General features: G+C 43.8%; 15 protein-coding genes and 1 riboswitch. Of the genes, 7 read left to right on the forward strand and 8 right to left on the reverse strand.

The genetic code is table 11. From position 1 onward, the window contains the following. Complete coding sequence (rpsU, locus tag SC428_RS06160) at positions 1-216, reverse strand: 30S ribosomal protein S21 (RefSeq protein WP_001144069.1); 216 nt, start codon at positions 214-216, stop codon at positions 1-3. Between the two features lie 349 nt (positions 217-565). On the opposite strand from rpsU, the gene tsaD reads away from it, so the two are divergent. After that, positions 566-1,591, forward strand: a complete 1,026-nt coding sequence (gene tsaD / locus SC428_RS06165; protein ID WP_318706378.1) for a tRNA (adenosine(37)-N6)-threonylcarbamoyltransferase complex transferase subunit TsaD — start codon at positions 566-568, stop codon at positions 1,589-1,591. A 63-nt stretch (positions 1,592-1,654) separates the two neighbouring features. Here tsaD and SC428_RS06170 read toward each other — a convergent pair whose 3' ends face one another. Further along, on the reverse strand, positions 1,655-3,187 hold the full coding sequence (locus tag SC428_RS06170) for a methyl-accepting chemotaxis protein (RefSeq protein WP_070928867.1): 1,533 nt from the start codon (positions 3,185-3,187) through the stop codon (positions 1,655-1,657). Positions 3,188-3,416: 229 nt separating this feature from the next. After that, a complete protein-coding gene (plsY, locus tag SC428_RS06175; protein ID WP_070928866.1) occupies positions 3,417-4,073 on the reverse strand; it encodes a glycerol-3-phosphate 1-O-acyltransferase PlsY in 657 nt (218 codons plus the stop codon). Between the two features lie 103 nt (positions 4,074-4,176). Here plsY and folB point away from each other — a divergent pair, with 103 nt between their 5' ends. Continuing rightward, positions 4,177-4,536: a bifunctional dihydroneopterin aldolase/7,8-dihydroneopterin epimerase gene (folB, locus tag SC428_RS06180; protein ID WP_070928865.1), complete on the forward strand. Its 360-nt coding sequence runs from the start codon at positions 4,177-4,179 to the stop codon at positions 4,534-4,536. A gap of 142 nt (positions 4,537-4,678) precedes the next feature. Here the strand turns inward: folB and SC428_RS06185 are convergent, their stop codons facing one another. Together SC428_RS06185 and SC428_RS06190 are read right to left on the reverse strand one after the other, a co-directional pair. Beyond that, positions 4,679-5,920: a multifunctional CCA addition/repair protein gene (locus SC428_RS06185; RefSeq protein ID WP_318706488.1), complete on the reverse strand. Its 1,242-nt coding sequence runs from the start codon at positions 5,918-5,920 to the stop codon at positions 4,679-4,681. Positions 5,921-5,929: 9 nt separating this feature from the next. Next, a complete protein-coding gene (locus tag SC428_RS06190) occupies positions 5,930-6,547 on the reverse strand; it encodes a TIGR04211 family SH3 domain-containing protein (RefSeq protein WP_070928864.1) in 618 nt (205 codons plus the stop codon). 353 nt (positions 6,548-6,900) lie between these two features. Between SC428_RS06190 and SC428_RS06195 the strand changes: the two genes are divergently transcribed. The 3 genes from SC428_RS06195 (at position 6,901) to hldE (ending at position 12,236) form a co-directional block, all read left to right on the forward strand. Next, positions 6,901-7,863: an inorganic triphosphatase gene (locus SC428_RS06195; protein WP_070928863.1), complete on the forward strand. Its 963-nt coding sequence runs from the start codon at positions 6,901-6,903 to the stop codon at positions 7,861-7,863. Between the two features lie 9 nt (positions 7,864-7,872). After that, positions 7,873-10,722, forward strand: coding sequence for a bifunctional [glutamate--ammonia ligase]-adenylyl-L-tyrosine phosphorylase/[glutamate--ammonia-ligase] adenylyltransferase (gene glnE, locus SC428_RS06200; protein ID WP_318706384.1), 2,850 nt, complete (start codon positions 7,873-7,875; stop codon positions 10,720-10,722). 83 nt (positions 10,723-10,805) lie between these two features. Then, positions 10,806-12,236, forward strand: a complete 1,431-nt coding sequence (gene hldE / locus SC428_RS06205) for a bifunctional D-glycero-beta-D-manno-heptose-7-phosphate kinase/D-glycero-beta-D-manno-heptose 1-phosphate adenylyltransferase HldE (protein ID WP_140180394.1) — start codon at positions 10,806-10,808, stop codon at positions 12,234-12,236. 64 nt (positions 12,237-12,300) lie between these two features. Here the strand turns inward: hldE and ubiK are convergent, their stop codons facing one another. After that, positions 12,301-12,582, reverse strand: a complete 282-nt coding sequence (ubiK, locus tag SC428_RS06210; protein WP_140180397.1) for a ubiquinone biosynthesis accessory factor UbiK — start codon at positions 12,580-12,582, stop codon at positions 12,301-12,303. Between the two features lie 234 nt (positions 12,583-12,816). Next, positions 12,817-12,964, forward strand: a riboswitch (FMN riboswitch). Between the two features lie 153 nt (positions 12,965-13,117). Between ubiK and ribB the strand changes: the two genes are divergently transcribed. Together ribB and ygiD are read left to right on the forward strand one after the other, a co-directional pair. Continuing rightward, a complete protein-coding gene (ribB, locus tag SC428_RS06215) occupies positions 13,118-13,771 on the forward strand; it encodes a 3,4-dihydroxy-2-butanone-4-phosphate synthase (protein ID WP_140180399.1) in 654 nt (217 codons plus the stop codon). A 163-nt stretch (positions 13,772-13,934) separates the two neighbouring features. Next, complete coding sequence (ygiD, locus tag SC428_RS06220; RefSeq protein ID WP_318706388.1) at positions 13,935-14,723, forward strand: 4,5-DOPA dioxygenase extradiol; 789 nt, start codon at positions 13,935-13,937, stop codon at positions 14,721-14,723. A 43-nt stretch (positions 14,724-14,766) separates the two neighbouring features. Here the strand turns inward: ygiD and SC428_RS06225 are convergent, their stop codons facing one another. Both SC428_RS06225 and SC428_RS06230 read right to left on the reverse strand, forming a co-directional pair. Further along, positions 14,767-15,927: a glutathionylspermidine synthase family protein gene (locus SC428_RS06225; RefSeq protein ID WP_070928860.1), complete on the reverse strand. Its 1,161-nt coding sequence runs from the start codon at positions 15,925-15,927 to the stop codon at positions 14,767-14,769. Between the two features lie 6 nt (positions 15,928-15,933). Next, positions 15,934-16,632, reverse strand: coding sequence for a DUF1190 family protein (locus tag SC428_RS06230; RefSeq protein WP_140185862.1), 699 nt, complete (start codon positions 16,630-16,632; stop codon positions 15,934-15,936). Positions 16,633-16,747 lie beyond the last annotated feature (115 nt).

Raw genomic sequence — 16,747 nt, forward strand, 5'->3', positions numbered from 1 at the left:
TTAGTACAGACGAGTACGGCGTGCGTTTTCGCGAGCCAGTTTCTTAGCGTGACGCTTAACAGCAGATGCTTTAGCGCGTTTACGCTCAGTCGTTGGTTTTTCATAGAATTCACGACGACGAACTTCAGCTAAGACTCCTGCTTTTTCACAGGAACGTTTGAAACGACGCAGTGCAACGTCGAATGGCTCGTTTTCACGTACTTTAATTACCGGCATGTGCCTCTCACCTCAATAGAAATCGGGTTGTTGCTGGCTTTATTCAACCAGCCGTCATTTAAAATGGTGCGGAATTTTACTTCAATGAGTACGGGTTTGTAAAGTGCCGTATAAAATTGAAACACACAAGATTACCAATTGGTTGTTTTGTTTGAACAATCGTTTGTTCCCGCTTGCTCCAAAACACAACCAAATTTAAGTAATAATGAAATTAGCCACACGAAATTTATTACAGGGTGCTGATTATAGACTATACAACAGGAAAAGTCAGCCTTTTGGCATCATAAATTATACGATCAGCTGAATTTAATGGTAGACTTTGGCTTATGCAACAAACAAGGGTAGTGCAATGCGCGTTTTAGGTATCGAAACATCTTGCGATGAAACCGGGATCGCAATTTATGATGATAAGGCCGGTCTATTAGCCAATCAACTCTATAGCCAAATAAAAGTTCATGCAGATTACGGCGGTGTCGTACCTGAATTAGCTTCTCGCGACCATATTCGTAAAACAGTGCCCTTGATTCAAGCGGCGCTCAAAGAAGCGAATTTAACCAGTGCAGATATCGATGCGGTTGCGTATACCGCCGGACCGGGGCTGGTTGGCGCATTAATGGTTGGTGCGACTGTTGGGCGCTCATTAGCCTTTGCATGGGGAGTGCCAGCGGTTGCTGTCCATCACATGGAAGGGCATTTATTAGCACCGATGCTTGAGGAAAAAAGTCCTGAATTTCCGTTTGTTGCTTTATTAGTCTCAGGCGGCCATACCCAGCTGATCAGCGTCACAGGGATCGGTGAATATCAATTGCTTGGTGAGTCTATTGATGATGCAGCGGGTGAAGCTTTCGATAAAACCGCTAAATTATTAGGGCTAGACTACCCAGGGGGGCCTGTCTTATCTCGCATGGCGCAACAGGGTACCGCAGGGCGTTTTGTTTTTCCTCGCCCAATGACAGATCGTCCGGGGCTGGATTTCAGCTTTTCAGGTTTAAAAACCTTTGCTGCGAATACGATCCGTGAAAATGCCGATGATGATCAAACTCGTGCTGATATTGCACGTGCATTTGAAGATGCGGTTGTCGATACTTTGGCTATCAAATGCAAACGAGCCTTAGAGCAAACAGGTTTTAAACGTTTGGTAATGGCTGGCGGGGTGAGCGCTAATCGTACACTGCGAGCTAAAATGGAAGAGGTTTTAAAACAGCGTGGTGGTGAAGTGTTCTATGCACGCCCTGAGTTTTGTACCGATAATGGTGCAATGATCGCTTTGGCGGGTTTGATCCGTTTAAAAGGTGGCTCAACAACAGGGTTAGGCGTTACGGTACGCCCTCGTTGGCCGCTAGCTGAATTACCGCCATTAGTGGAAACTGTATAATTCGTTTTTTGTTAAATCAGTGGTTTTGTGACATGCCACGAAACCACTGATATTTTCTATTGCTTAGTGCAAGATAGTAATTGCATCATCAAGTTGTACAGAGTGCTTTTTCACGATTTCAGATGCGTTAGCACTTTGCTCTACTAATATTGTATTCTTTTGTGCGATGGACTCGAGTTCGAAGACGGCTTGGGTAATTTCAGCTAACCCCGCAGCTTGTTCAGATGTCGCATGGCTAATGTGATTAATCAATTGAGTCACATTCTGTACCTGCTCCACCACCTTTTGTAAGGTATCTCCTGTAGAATGTACGTGTAGCTTACCTGAATGAACTTTGCTCTCACAATCATCAATTAGATCTCTAATATCATTAACGGCGCTAGCACTGCGGCTGGCGAGGCTACGTACCTCATCAGCGACGACCGCGAATCCTTTTCCTTGTTCGCCTGCTCGGGCGGCTTCAACGGCAGCATTAAGTGCTAATATATTGGTTTGAAAAGCAATATTTTTGATTACATCGGTAATTGCATTAATTTTGTTGGTGCTAAGAACGATTTCATCCATGGTGTGTACCACATTTTCCATTGCTTCAGCGGCGTGTAGGGCTGTACCGCTGGTTTCACTGGACAGTTTATCTGCACGAAGGGTGTTTTCGGCGTTCATTTGCACCGAAACAGACATTTGGTTCATGGTGGCAACGGTTTGTTGGACATAACCAACCGTTTTTTGAGTATGTTGTTCTAATTCATCACAATCTTGCACTAGTAACTCGCTTTCTTTGTGGACATTACCGATTTGGCAAGACACATCGTTAGTGAGCCAACGACAAACTAATCCTAGCTGTCCGATAGAACGTAACATCAAGCCAACTTCATCGACACGGTTAAGATGTGAAATGCTATGGCATTGCCCTCTGGCAACATCCAGTGCTTGTTTAGCGACGCCTTCAAGCGGTTTAGCAATGATCCGTTCGAATAAGAAGTCACCGAAAGATAGGGTGATAAAGGCCGTTAGCGCTGAGCGCAGAAGTGTCATTCCTTGCAGGCCGGATAAAATTGCCATCCCTATCCAACCGATAAATAGCAGGATCACCAATAAGCGAATTCGCCAACGAATAGAGAGCGTGGGGTATTGGCCAAACCAATGTTTTGGCATGACTAAGCCCTTGTGTAACTTATAATGACTGCGATTTTCATTCAGTGATTGGTAAAGAGGCTCTGCGGCAGCAATTTCTTGGCGGGTGGCTTTAGTACGAATTGACATATAGCCTGTAATGACGCCTTGTCGCATCATCGGGCAAATGTTGGCTCTAACCCAGTAGTGATCGCCATTTTTACGCCGATTTTTGACGATCCCCGTCCATGGCTGGCCGTTTTTTAGGGTACTCCACATATCAGCAAAGGCGGCTTTTGGCATATCAGGGTGACGAATAATTTTATGTGGCTGATAAAGCAATTCTTCGAGTGAATAACCACTGACTTGGATAAAGGCGTCGTTAGCGTGAGTGATGTTACCATCTAAATCACTGGTGGTCATTAAAGTTGTATCATTGTTTAATTGATATTCGTTTTGTGTGGTAAACGGAACTTGGTTCATGTGTACACCATTATTATCGTTGAGTTTCTCAATGGTATACTTCGACTTATTTTAAATTTTCATTAGCTATTATTTTGAATTATTTGATGATTATCTAATTTTTACGTAATAACGCGTAGTAATAGCGCAAAATTTAATTAAAAAAGAGAACAATTATGGAAGGGAAGTAAAAAGGCTGCTTTTGAAGTGACTTGAGAACGTTAGGAGCTTCAATCACAGCCTGTGAATTTTAATCGTTTTGTTCCTGATCTTTTGCTTCTTGTGCAATTTCTTTCGCAGTTTTCTTCTTCTTATTTTTCAGTTTTTGCCAAATACGGCTTTCTTGGCCGCGCCATAGACGTTGAATATTACCATGGTGGCGAACCAGTATCAGACAGGAAAGCATCGCGACAGGGAAGGTGAATTCAGGCTTAAACCACCAAACATAGAACGGCGCTAAGAGAGCACCCACAATTGCGCCTAACGATGAATAACCACTGAGTAGAACAGTGAGTAGCCATGTTCCTGCAATTAGCCCCGAAAGATCCCAACCAATGGCTGCAATTGAACCGAATGCGGTAGCAACGCCTTTTCCGCCTTTAAAGCGAAAGAAAATTGGGTAAATATGGCCAAGACAGGCTGCAATCGCAACAAAGCCAAGATAGAATGGCGGGACTTTTAAGTAATAGGCTAGCCAAACAGGGATCATCCCTTTTAGGACATCGCAAATCAGTACTGAGGCTGCGGCTAATTTACCGCCAACGCGCAATACATTTGTTGCTCCGGGGTTGCCTGAGCCGTGTTGACGGGGGTCGGGTAATCTTGCCAGCCGGCAGATCAGTATGGCACTTGAAACTGAGCCACAAAGGTAGGCAAAGATTATCATGCCAAGCGCGGTTGCACTCATAGCTAACTCCAAAACAGTTAGGGTATTTATTTCACTTCTTGGATAATACGCATATTTTCCAAAAAGTGGTATCAATTCAGCACACAAACGAGAAAATGACGTGATGGATATCGTATTTATTGAACAATTATCAGTCATCACCACCATAGGTGCATATGACTGGGAACAACAAATTGAGCAGAAATTGGTGTTCGATATCGAAATGGGTTGGGATAACAAACGAGCATCAAAGAGCGATAATGTCATCGATTGTCTCGATTACGCGCAAATTAGCCAAGCCATCGTTAGCCATGTTAGCAACAATAAGTTTGCTTTAGTAGAACGTGTCGCTGAGGAAGTGGCTCAAATTATATTAAATGATTTTAATTGCCCGTGGGTACGGATCAAATTGTCAAAACCGGGGGCAGTTGCACAGGCGATAAGCGTTGGAGTGGTTATCGAAAGAGGTTGTAAAACAGAATAAGAACAATGGCGGTATCACGATAACACCGCCATTTATATTCACTCGTTATGTTCCACGTTGTGGCGTATTGCGTTGAACTATGGTCGCTAGTCTTGCGGTGAGCTAATACTTCTAACCATTCGTTAGCGGTACTTCGCATGAGTTAAAGTATCGATAATAGCGTTTGCAGCTGACGCCACTGTTCAATTTTTTCAATACGTTGGTATGTGAGTTGTTCACGGATTTGTGGTCCTTGAAAACCTTGCTCTATGATTGGTTTGACACTAACGGCTTGAGCCTCTTTGAATGCTTCACGTAAAAATTCACCTTGTGGATACGGTTGCTGTTCAAGTCCCGTTCGTCCACGTGCATCAGCCTCGCTGATGACGCTAAGTTGTTCAATGCGCTCAGGTTTACGCCAACTATCAAGTCCATCAAATAGCTGAATGATTTCTGTCGCACTTAAGCGGTTGATGACATGGATCTGGTCATGAAAACGTGCGGCTAGGCGTGCCAGTTCGCGTGTGCTATTGGGGATTTTGAATCGATCACACAGATTTTCAATTAAACCGATGCCCATTTCACCATGATTTGGATGACTCGGCCAAACTTCCTTGGGTGTTAGTGCTTTACCAACATCATGGCACAGTACGGCAAAACGAATATCAACATCTGTTGATAATTGCGCCGCCATTTGTAGTGCCATCATTGTATGAACCCCTGTATCTATTTCAGGGTGCCATTTTTCTGGGGCGGGTACACCAAATAAATTGTTTATTTCAGGAAATAGCAGTGCAAGTGCACCACATTGGCGTAAAACCTCGAAATAAACGTGTGGGCTGGTGGATTGTAAGGCTTTTTCCGTTTCGGCCCACACACGCTCCGCGGTAAGGTGATTTAACTCGCCTGATGCTGTCATTGATTGCATCAGCGATAGCGTCTCAGGCGCAATTTGGAACCCTTGTGCAGCAAAACGCGCAGCAAAGCGAGCTACTCGTAAAATCCGCAACGGATCTTCGGCAAATGCATCAGAAACATGGCGTAAAATGCGTGCGTTTAAATCATCCACACCATGATAGGGATCGGTGAGTTGCCCTTGCTGATCTTTCGCAATCGCATTAATGGTCAGATCACGACGTAATAGATCATCTTCTATGGTAACGTCAGGCGCAGCGTAGCAGCTAAACCCTGTATAACCCGAGCCAGTTTTACGTTCGGTTCTGGCTAATGCATATTCTTCATGGGTTTTTGGGTGTAGAAATACAGGGAAATCTTTCCCTACTTGCTGGTAGCCTTGTGCCAGCATCGCTTCAGGCGTAGAGCCGACAACGACATAATCGCGATCAGAAACAGGCAGGCCAAGCAGTTCGTCACGTACCGCTCCACCTACCAGATATATTTTCATCATTAATACTTAGCTCATCCAACGGTCATTACGTTTTTTGCGACGAGGAATGATATGCGGCAGGATCAAACCAAAGATCAAACCTGCACCAGCGACTCCACCACCATACATAAACCATTGTAGAATGAGCTCACGACGGCGATCGTCTAAGTTAACTTCCGCGATTTCCAGTTTTTTACCTGATTTAATTAATTCGTTTTTCAGCTTTTCATTTTCAGCTTTTAACTGTTTAACTACGTTGTCATTATCTGCGACACGTTGCTGCATATCTGCTGTACGCGTGTTCCACGTATTATCGATATTTTCCAGTTGCTGACGCAGCTTTTGGTTTTCGGCTTCTAGCTGAGGGATCCGCGTTTTCATACTCGGGATGTTGCTGAGTTGTTCGGTAGGTAGCCAAACGGTACGGCCTCGCTCATCTTTTACTTGAGCAAAATTACCATCCGTTGAGAGTAGCTCTACACTTTCTCCTGCATTGAGTGTGCCAACAATGCGATATTTTGTTCCTGGACCACTATGCACATAAGTTGATAATTCATCAGAAACATAACGTTTCTCGGCGGCAGCAGTGCCAATTGACAGGCTGAGTCCTATGATGGAAATGAGGAATAATGGTATTTTTCGCATGGTATTATTTTCTATTCTTTATATGGTGAATGAATGCAGCATACATATGTAGACTTACTCTAAAGAGTTCAGTGTGCGTGTGCAAATGTAAAACGAAAATGGGAACTCTCCTAAGAGGGGCTGTTCCTTGCATTTCTTGACATATACTCGTACTCGTTATATTTCAAGTGGCAGTACAGTTGAACGGCTTCACTCACTGCTATCACATTTCGCGTTATTAACAGTATAAACGTCTGAAATTAATCGAGCGAATAGAATTTTTGCTTTCAGTATAGTTTGTTTTCTCAGTCTACCCTGATAGGGGAAAATTGGGGTAATATGAGTGCAGAGAAATTATTAAATAAAGGAAATGTATGAGCCACCTTGAAGTCGAGCTTAAATTATCTGCTCAAACGACCGCGATAGAGGCAGTGCGCCAATCATTATCGACTCTTTCCCATCAGCACACCGAAGCTAAAAAACTGACTAACATCTATTTTGATACCGAAGAGCGTCAATTACGTCAGTGGGATATGGGGTTACGTATTCGTGGCTGTGATGGCCATTATGAAATGACGATAAAAACAGCGGGGCAAGTGATTGGTGGGTTGCATCAACGCCCTGAATATAATGTGGAAATTGCAACGCCAGAGCTCGATTTGGCGGCATTTCCAGTTGATATTTGGCCTGAAGGTACGGATGTACAGCAATTACAGTCGCAATTGCAAATTCTGTTTAGCACTCATTTTATGCGCGAAACATGGTTAGCCACTTTTGAAGACAGCGAAATCGAGATAGTTTTCGATCAGGGCGAAATTTCCGCGGGATCGCGTGATTTACCGATTCAAGAATTTGAGTTGGAGTTGAAAAAAGGTTTTGTGGCGGATGTATTGAATTTAGCCAAAAAACTTGCCGATATTGATGGATTACGCCTTTCATCATTGAGTAAGGCGGCCCGTGGTTATTCATTGATGCAGTCGGATAAAACGCCAGTGCAGCAGCCTGATGATATTTTTGATTATGAGCAACAGCCTATCGATCAAGCCTTGATGCATATGCAGAAATTGAGCCAGCAGCATGAAGCGTATTGGTTAGCGGATGGTGAAGGTGCACGCGAAGGGTTTGATGTTTTTTTGCGTTTTGTGCAGGCATTTTTAGTGCATTATCAAAACTCTGCACCACAATTTATTCAAGATATTCCATTAGAGCAGCTTCGTCATGATCTCGCAGATGAAACACGCACCGCGGAAACTTTTTGTTATAGCAGTTGTTGGTTGAAATGTAAGCTAGCTTTTACGCAGTGGCTAATTGCTTTGAAATATACTGATATTCATTAAGGTGTCGATATGCATCCTTTCTCGGAACTGCTTGAAAACCAAAAACAACGTGTTATCGCGCGATTTTCTGATCAGCAAAGTGAGTTACTGCCTTTGTTTGATACAGAACTCGCTGTGCTCAGCTCAAGTGATTTTGTGCTTAAACAGGTTTTAGCTTACCCCCATTTTTTACAGCGGATCCGTGAACAGCAGCCTCAACCGACTGAATATCAGCATTATAATCAATGGCTAGTAACAGAACTGGCCCAGGTTATGGATGAAGACCATTTGATGCGTGTGTTGCGTATTTTCCGGCATCAAATGTTAGTCAGAATTGCTTGGATGCAAACCTTAACTATCAGTAATGAAAAAGAGACTCTTTTGCAATTAAGTGCTCTTGCGGAGACACTCATTGTTGCGGCAAGAGATTGGTTATATCGCCAATATAGTCAATCATGGGGAACACCTTGCGATAGCGAAGGTCGTCCTCAACCTCTGCTTGTGCTCGGTATGGGTAAGCTTGGCGGTAGAGAGCTGAATTTTTCTTCTGATATCGACCTCATTTTTGCCTACCCAGAAAATGGGTTGACTCGGGGTGGGCGAAAAGAGCTTGATAATGCACAGTTTTTTACGCGTTTAGGGCAAAAGTTGATCCGAGTACTGGATCAACTCACCGTCGATGGTTTTGTCTACCGTGTTGACATGCGGTTGCGTCCCTTTGGTGATAGTGGTCCTTTGGTATTTAGTTTTTCTGCGTTAGAGGATTATTACCAAGAGCAAGGTAGAGATTGGGAACGTTATGCGATGGTTAAAGCACGTATTATGGGACCCGATAGCTTACATTATGCAGAAACATTACGGCAGTTATTGCGCCCTTTTGTGTATCGTCGCTATATCGATTTTAGCGTAATTCAATCATTGCGTAATATGAAAAACATGATTGAACGCGAAGTCAGGCGCCGTGGTTTGGTGAATAACATTAAACTTGGGGCTGGTGGTATTCGTGAAATTGAATTTATTACGCAAGTTTTCCAGTTGATCCGCGGGGGAAGAGAGCCTGCATTGCAATCACAGTCCTTACTACAGGCTATGCAAGGGATCATTGAGCTGGGGTTATTACCTGAATCGCAAGTTGAACAACTACAGAGCACTTACCTGTTTTTACGTCGTGTTGAAAATCTACTGCAAAGTATTGATGATCAACAAACGCAGACCCTTCCTGATGAGCCATTAGACCAAGCCCGATTAGCTTGGGGCATGGGGTTCACACATTGGCAGCCGTTTTATCAAGTTTTAAAACAAAACATGTCTGAGGTCCATCAAATTTTTACCGAGCAAATCGGTCAAGATGATGATGAAGAAACGAAAGATAGCTTTGATGAAATCTACATCACCTTATGGCAAGGCGAATTAGCAAAAGAAGAACTCGCATCCTATCTTCCCTCTCAGGATGAAGAGATCGCTCAGAAAATGATCCATGGCGTGTTAATGTTCCGCCATGATCTGAATAAGCGTACGATTGGGCCGCGTGGGCGTGATGTTCTTGATGACTTAATGCCAAAATTGTTGGCAAAAGTCGGCGAACGAGCCGATGCAGGGCAAGTGATTGAACGCTTAACGCCACTATTATTAAGTATTGTCAGCCGCACCACTTATTTAGAATTGATGCTTGAATTTGATGAAGTATTAACTCACGTCATTCGTTTGTGTGCGGCATCACCAATGATTGCAGAGCAGCTGGCTCGCCATCCACTGTTGCTGGATGAGTTATTAGATCCCAAATCGCTGTATCAACCTTTACCTTTAACCGCTTATCGAGATGAATTACGTCAATATTTAATGCGTGTGCCAGATGATGATGAAGAACAACAACTCGAAGCATTAAGACAGTTTAAGCAAGCTCAGTTGCTACGTATTGCGGCAGAAGATATCACAGGTGTGTTGCCTGTTATGAAAGTCAGCGATCACCTAACTTACCTTGCTGAAGCCATTATTGATGCGGTTGTTCATCAAGCATGGCAAAAAATGGTTAAGCGTTATGGAGAGCCCGCACATCTGGCTCAATCAGGTGAAAAGCAATACGGATTTGCGGTATTGGGTTATGGCAAACTCGGCGGTTGGGAACTTGGTTACAGCTCCGATTTAGATTTAGTATTTCTGTTTGATTGTCCGATTGGTGTGGTGACCAATGGTGAACGTTCGATCGATGCAAGGCAATTTTATTTACGCGTTGCTCAGCGCATTATTCACCTGTTTAGCACCCGTACGGCTTCTGGGGTTCTGTATGAAGTGGATGCACGTTTAAGGCCATCCGGTGAGTCAGGGATGCTAGTCAGCACCATTGAAGCGTTCGATGATTATCAAAAAAACGATGCTTGGACATGGGAACATCAGGCTCTGATCCGCGCACGTATGGTGTTTGGCGATGCAAAATTACAACACGAATTTAAACGTATACGTCATGAAACCTTATGTACGCCACAAGATGCGGAAACACTTCGTCAGCAAGTTCGCGATATGCGTCTCAAAATGCATCAGCACTTAGGCAGTCATCAAGCAACGCAGTTCGACTTAAAAGCTGACCCCGGTGGCATTACCGATATTGAGTTTATCGCTCAATACCTCGTGCTACGCTATGCACCTGATAATCCATCATTAACCCGTTGGTCAGATAATGTCCGTATTTTTGAGTTAATGGCTCAACATGATTTGATGTCTGAAGAGGAAGCGAATGCGTTAACTCAGGCTTATGTTTCTATGCGCGATGAGCTACATCACCTTGCCTTACAGTCATTGCCTAGTCGAGTTGATATCAGCCAGTTCGCGGCTGAACGCGAACAAGTGCTAACAAGTTGGACAAAATGGTTAGGTGTAGCCTAAGAGGATCATTAACGTGTGTTATTTCTTTATGATAGTATCGCGTTAATTATTGACAGTTTCTTTTGGAAAATTGGAGTTTTGGGATGAAAGTAACACTCCCTGATTATAAGCAAGCAGGCGTACTGGTTGTGGGCGATGTCATGCTCGATCGTTATTGGCATGGTCCTGCAAGTCGTATTTCACCTGAAGCCCCTGTTCCGGTGGTCAAAGTCAACATGGTTGAGGAGCGGCCAGGTGGCGCAGCAAACGTTGCTATGAATATTGCTTCGTTAGGCGCGAATTCACGTCTTGTTGGTTTAACAGGGATTGATGATGCTGCTAAAGCGCTCACAGAAAGCTTAAATGCGGTTAAGGTTCGGTGTGATTTTGTGGCTATCCCAACACATCCCACGATCACTAAATTGCGAGTCCTATCGCGTAACCAACAACTGATCCGCCTCGATTTTGAAGAAGGCTTCGAAAACGTTGATGTGCAACCGATGTTAGAGCGCATTGAGCAAGCATTGCCACATATTGGCGCATTAGTGCTTTCTGACTACGCCAAAGGGGCACTCTCGCAAGTACAAAAAATGATTGAATTGGCAAATAAAGCAGGCGTGCCTGTGCTGATCGATCCAAAAGGGAACGATTTCGAGCGTTACCGTGGTGCGACGTTGTTAACGCCAAATATGTCTGAGTTTGAGGCGATTGTTGGTCGTTGCCATAATAACCAAGATGTTGAAGAAAAAGGGATAAAATTATTAGAATCTCTTGATTTAACCGCGTTACTGATCACTCGTTCAGAACAAGGTATGAGCCTGATCCGCCGTAATGCACCGACACTGCATTTACCAACAGAAGCCCAAGAGGTTTATGATGTAACAGGGGCGGGGGATACCGTGATCGGTGTTTTAGCCGCATCGATTGCATCAGGTCGCCCACTACATGAAGCATGCGCACTTGCTAACGCTGCGGCAGGTGTAGTTGTTGGTAAATTGGGTACCTCTACCGTTTCGCCAATCGAATTAGAAAATGCGATCCGTGGGCGTGCTGATAACGGCTTTGGCGTGATGGATGAACAGCAGCTCAAACAAGCTGTAGCGAATGCAAGGCTACGTGGTGAGCGAGTCGTAATGACTAATGGCTGTTTTGATATTCTGCATGCAGGCCATGTTTCTTACCTTGCCAATGCACGTAAGCTTGGTGATAGATTAATTGTTGCTGTTAATAGTGACGCATCAACTCGTCGATTGAAGGGGGAAACACGTCCAGTTAACCCGTTAGAGCAACGCATGATCGTACTCGGTGCATTAGAATCGGTTGATTGGGTGGTCCCCTTTGAAGAAGATACTCCTCAACGCTTGATCAGCGAAGTACTCCCTGATGTTTTAGTGAAAGGTGGCGATTACCGTCCAGAAGAGATCGCGGGCAGTGAGGAAGTTTGGGCTGCGGGCGGTGAGGTCAAAGTGCTTAATTTTGAAGATGGCATCTCAACGACCAATATCATCAAAAATATTATCAAAACCAAAGAATAAATAATTTTAAAATTTTTATTTACGGCCTGTAATGATGCAATTGCAGGCCGTAATGAAACAAATATCACTGGTTTTGTTGCTGCTCTTCGACACCATTGTCGTCATTAAAACGCTCTTCTAATGCCTTCACACGCTGTTCCATCTGTACTAATTTTTCGCGAGTGCGTAGCAACACTTGAGTTTGGATATCAAACTCTTCTCGGCTGACTAGATCCAGTTTGCCAAGTTGTGATTGCAGTAATGAGCGTAATTTTTTATCGAAGTCCTCACCTAAATCACGAACGCCTTTTGGTAAAGCGCCTTGAATTTGGCGAGCGACTTGTTCAATTTTTTTCGGATCGAGCATTCGCGGGTCCTTAAGATTTTAAAGAGATATTGAGGGCTAGTGTAATACTTGAAGGGGGCTAACTCAACAAGACTCGCGCTGGATCGCTTAATTGACTAAGAAGATTGATAGATATTTGCCAATTTAAATCTAACTATGCGTTTTTTATTAACTTTTTTGACTATAAGTGTGAGTTGAGCATCAATTTTGGCTTTGCTGATTGCACGTTAAAATTATTAGCGCTATATTGAATGCGTTTATCTCAGGGCGGGGTGAAAGTCCCCACCGGCGGTAACATGCTTTGCATGAAGCCCGCGAGCGCTTTACTTGTCATGAGTAAAGGTCAGCAGATCCAGTGTGACTCTGGAGCCGACGGTTATAGTCCGGATGGGAGAGAATTAACTGTATCAGCATTTTGTGCTTTATAGCACAGTACTGCGTTGCATATCTGAGTCTGCAAAAGGCGCATTCGTGTTTTTTGTTTATTCAGTTCTCGTACTCCTAAGACTGCCCTGATTCTGGTAACTAATAAATTATTACTTAAGAGGTTTTTACCATGAATCAGACGCTACTTTCCGAATTCGGTAATCCAATCGAACGTGTTGAACGCGCCCTTGAAGCATTACGTCAAGGTAAAGGTGTACTCGTACTCGATGATGAAGACCGCGAAAACGAAGGCGACCTTATTTTTGCAGCAGAGACAATGACGCCAGAGCAAATGGCAATGACAATCCGCTATAGCAGCGGCATTGTTTGCTTATGCATCACTGAAGAACGTCGTAAGCAACTCGAATTACCTATGATGGTTGAAAAAAATACCAGCCAAAACCAAACTGCTTTTACGGTGACGATTGAAGCGGCTAAAGGTGTCACTACAGGGGTATCTGCGGCAGATCGTATTACCACTATCCGTGCAGCGATCGCGGATAACGCAGTACCCGCTGATATCCATCACCCTGGACACGTGTTCCCTTTGCGTGGTCGTGAAGGCGGAGTATTAGTACGTCGTGGTCATACAGAAGCAAGTATTGATTTAGCTACCCTTGCAGGTTTTAAACCCGCAGGTGTATTGTGTGAACTGACGAACGATGACGGTACCATGGCGCGTACGCCTGAAGTGGTTGAATTCGCAAGGCAGCATGGCATGACAGTGTTAACCATTGAAGATCTGGTTGCCTACCGTCTACAAACCGAAAAAAAAGCCAGCTAAGTTGAACTTAAACGTTTAGCACTGTATTTAAGAAGCCACAAATTTGCACACTTTGTGGCTTTTTCAATTTATTTGATAGACATGCTCAGAGTTACTCTACTGTGATCTAACACAAAATTGCGTATGCTGAAGGTAGAATTCGTAAGATGGAGCATGAAACATCATGTTAACCGACAAAATGCCCGCTCTGTTCATTGGCCATGGTAGCCCAATGAATGCGCTGTCTGACAATCGCTATACCAAGGCATGGGAAGCTCTCGGACAAAAACTACCAAAGCCGCAAGCAATCTTAATGGTATCAGCACATTGGTATACACGAGGAACTGCTGTTACCGCAATGTCCCAACCTAAAACTATCCATGACTTTGGTGGTTTTCCCGATGCATTATATCAAGTGCAATACCCTGCACTAGGCTCACCTGAGTTAGCTCAACAAGTGGCTGAGTTATTAGCACCATTAGATATTTATTTAGATAACCGTGAGTGGGGGCTTGATCATGGTACATGGGAAATACTGGTTCGTATGTATCCTCAAGCAGATATCCCAGTAGTTCAGTTAAGTATTGATGGCACAAAACCTGCGGCTTGGCACCTAGAAATGGGGCGTAGATTAGCTATCTTACGGCAGCAGGGCGTGATGATTATGGGCAGTGGTAATGTTGTTCATAACCTACGAGAAATGAACTGGCAAAATGCGGAAGCAGCAGCTTACCCATGGGCTCGTTCATTTGAACAGTTTGTGATAGAGCATTTACGGAGTGGTGAATTGCCGCACCCGTTAACACAAGCCCTTGAAAGAGAAGATGGACAACGTTCAAATCCATCCCCTGAACATTTTTTACCTTTATTGTATGTGCTGGGAAGTTGGGATGGCAGTGAAGTCATATCTACGCCAACAGAAGGGATTGTATCAGGTTCACTGAGTATGTTATCAGTACAAGTAGGTGAATAGATTATAAGAAAAACGGCATGTGAAAACATGCCGTGATATTAATTTAGTCAATAATGACGTGTGGATAGAAACGTGAGAGATCTTGAGTGATTAACTCTTTATCTTCACGAATACAGATCCCAGCAGGTTGATCATTCACTAACCAGCTTCCAACCAAGGTATAATTACCTTCGAATTGAGGTAGTGGATGGAATTGCTGAATGATCATTCCTTCTTCGCCGTACGGCCCATCAGCAGATGCAATCTCTTGACCATTTTCAATCACGCGAATGTTAGCCCCTTCACGAGAAAATAGTGGCTTGATCACATAGCTATCTAGCTCTGGTTTTGAGCCATCAGCAAAGTAAGCTGGCAATAAATTAGGGTGATCAGGAAACATTTCCCATAGCATAGGTAGCAATGCTTTATTGGAAATAATGCTTTTCCACGCTGGTTCTAACCAACGCACACCTGCATCTTCTAATTTGGTAGAGAAAATCTCTCTGAGCATGAATTCCCATGGATACAACTTAAACAGGTTGCTAATAACCTGATCTTGGGTATCGGTGAATTCACCTCTTTCACCTAAGCCGATTTCGTCCATAAATAGAAATTCAGTCGCAACACCCGCTTCATTCGCGCAGTCTTGTAGATACTGAACGGTGCCGCGATCTTCATCGGTATCACGACAGCATGCCATATGCAGTAAACGGAAACCGTGTTGATCTTTAAGCTGCGTAAAGCGTTCAATTAACTGTTCTTGGATACTATTAAATTGATCGGCATTTTCAGGTAACTTACCTGCTTCTACTTGATCTTCTAGCCAAATCCATTGGAAAAAAGCAGATTCATAAAGAGACGTTGGTGTATCCGCATTATTTTCCAGTAGCTTAGGAGGGTTAACGCCATCATAAGCGAGATCAAGGCGTGAATAGAGTGAAGGTTGGCTGGTTTTCCATGAGTGACGTACAAAGCCCCAACAGTGTTTAGGGATCTGAAAACGTGTCAGTAGCTCATCACTTTCAATAACGCGTTCTACAACTTTTAGACACATTTGATGCAACTGAGCAGTTGCATCTTCAATTTCTTCTATTTGTGCCATTGAGAACTGATAATAAGCATCTTCAGACCAGTACGGCTCGCCGTACATAGTGTGAAAACCGAAGCCAAACTCTGCTGCTTTTTCGCGCCAATCAGGGCGCTCAATAATAGGAACTCGTTTCATTACTTATCAACCACCCATTGAACGGGAAGAAGATTTAGATGAAGAAGACGATTTCTGTGCCATTGCTTGTTTATTCACTGTGTCACCAAAACCACCACGCGTTACTGTTGAGGTCGTTGCTGGTTTAGGCGCCATTGCTGTTTTAGGTACGCTGATTGAACGACCACCAGCAACAGCTGGGCCATAACTTTTACCTGTGGCATCCACAAATTTGCCATTTGCAGGACTGGCTGGGTTTTTAGAGCTAAATAATGGCTGTGATGGTGCGCCACCGCCCATCATACGACCCATCATATAACCCATCATCAGAGGCATCCACATGCTGCCTGAGCTGCTTTGTGCTTGTGCTGTTTGTTCGCCATTGCCTGTATTTGTACCCGCAAAGCTTGCTTGTGCAGGAGCCTGAGTACACATTGACTCACCGAACTCAGCAATACAGTCTGCTTGAGTAGCATACTTAGGCGCAGTTTTTGCAGCTTCTTGTAATGCGTTATTGTAAGCCAAAGTACATTGTTCAGCTTGCGATGGATTCGCTTGGCTACAGTCTTGAGCATTGGTGTAAAGAGAAACGGTTTCATCACTTTCTTCGCAAGCAGAAAGCATAAATACGGCACTAACAGCGATAGCTACAGGTGCTAAGCGGTATGAACGCCAAGACTTACGAAATGCGTCTTGATTGATATCTTTGGTGCGCTTCATGGTCATGGTAATTACCCTGAATTAAGAGTGAGATAAGATGTTAGTTGTTGACCCTAGGATAGGGCAATTACGATGAAAATTAAAGCAAAAACACCAGTGAAAAACGAATAAATAATAAATT

This window comes from Providencia sp. 2023EL-00965 (assembly GCF_033550225.1).
GTDB classification, from domain to species: Bacteria; Pseudomonadota; Gammaproteobacteria; order Enterobacterales; family Enterobacteriaceae; genus Providencia; species Providencia manganoxydans.

Bases quoted from the DNA above. Each gene is read 5' to 3' on its own strand.
- rpsU (WP_001144069.1), bottom strand. From the start codon at position 216: ATGCCGGTAATTAAAGTACGTGAAAACGAGCCATTCGACGTTGCACTG.
- tsaD (WP_318706378.1), top strand. From the start codon at position 566: ATGCGCGTTTTAGGTATCGAAACATCTTGCGATGAAACCGGGATCGCA.
- SC428_RS06170 (WP_070928867.1), bottom strand. From the start codon at position 3,187: ATGAACCAAGTTCCGTTTACCACACAAAACGAATATCAATTAAACAAT.
- plsY (WP_070928866.1), bottom strand. From the start codon at position 4,073: ATGAGTGCAACCGCGCTTGGCATGATAATCTTTGCCTACCTTTGTGGC.
- folB (WP_070928865.1), top strand. From the start codon at position 4,177: ATGGATATCGTATTTATTGAACAATTATCAGTCATCACCACCATAGGT.
- SC428_RS06185 (WP_318706488.1), bottom strand. From the start codon at position 5,920: ATGAAAATATATCTGGTAGGTGGAGCGGTACGTGACGAACTGCTTGGC.
- SC428_RS06190 (WP_070928864.1), bottom strand. From the start codon at position 6,547: ATGCGAAAAATACCATTATTCCTCATTTCCATCATAGGACTCAGCCTG.
- SC428_RS06195 (WP_070928863.1), top strand. From the start codon at position 6,901: ATGAGCCACCTTGAAGTCGAGCTTAAATTATCTGCTCAAACGACCGCG.
- glnE (WP_318706384.1), top strand. From the start codon at position 7,873: ATGCATCCTTTCTCGGAACTGCTTGAAAACCAAAAACAACGTGTTATC.
- hldE (WP_140180394.1), top strand. From the start codon at position 10,806: ATGAAAGTAACACTCCCTGATTATAAGCAAGCAGGCGTACTGGTTGTG.
- ubiK (WP_140180397.1), bottom strand. From the start codon at position 12,582: ATGCTCGATCCGAAAAAAATTGAACAAGTCGCTCGCCAAATTCAAGGC.
- ribB (WP_140180399.1), top strand. From the start codon at position 13,118: ATGAATCAGACGCTACTTTCCGAATTCGGTAATCCAATCGAACGTGTT.
- ygiD (WP_318706388.1), top strand. From the start codon at position 13,935: ATGTTAACCGACAAAATGCCCGCTCTGTTCATTGGCCATGGTAGCCCA.
- SC428_RS06225 (WP_070928860.1), bottom strand. From the start codon at position 15,927: ATGAAACGAGTTCCTATTATTGAGCGCCCTGATTGGCGCGAAAAAGCA.
- SC428_RS06230 (WP_140185862.1), bottom strand. From the start codon at position 16,632: ATGACCATGAAGCGCACCAAAGATATCAATCAAGACGCATTTCGTAAG.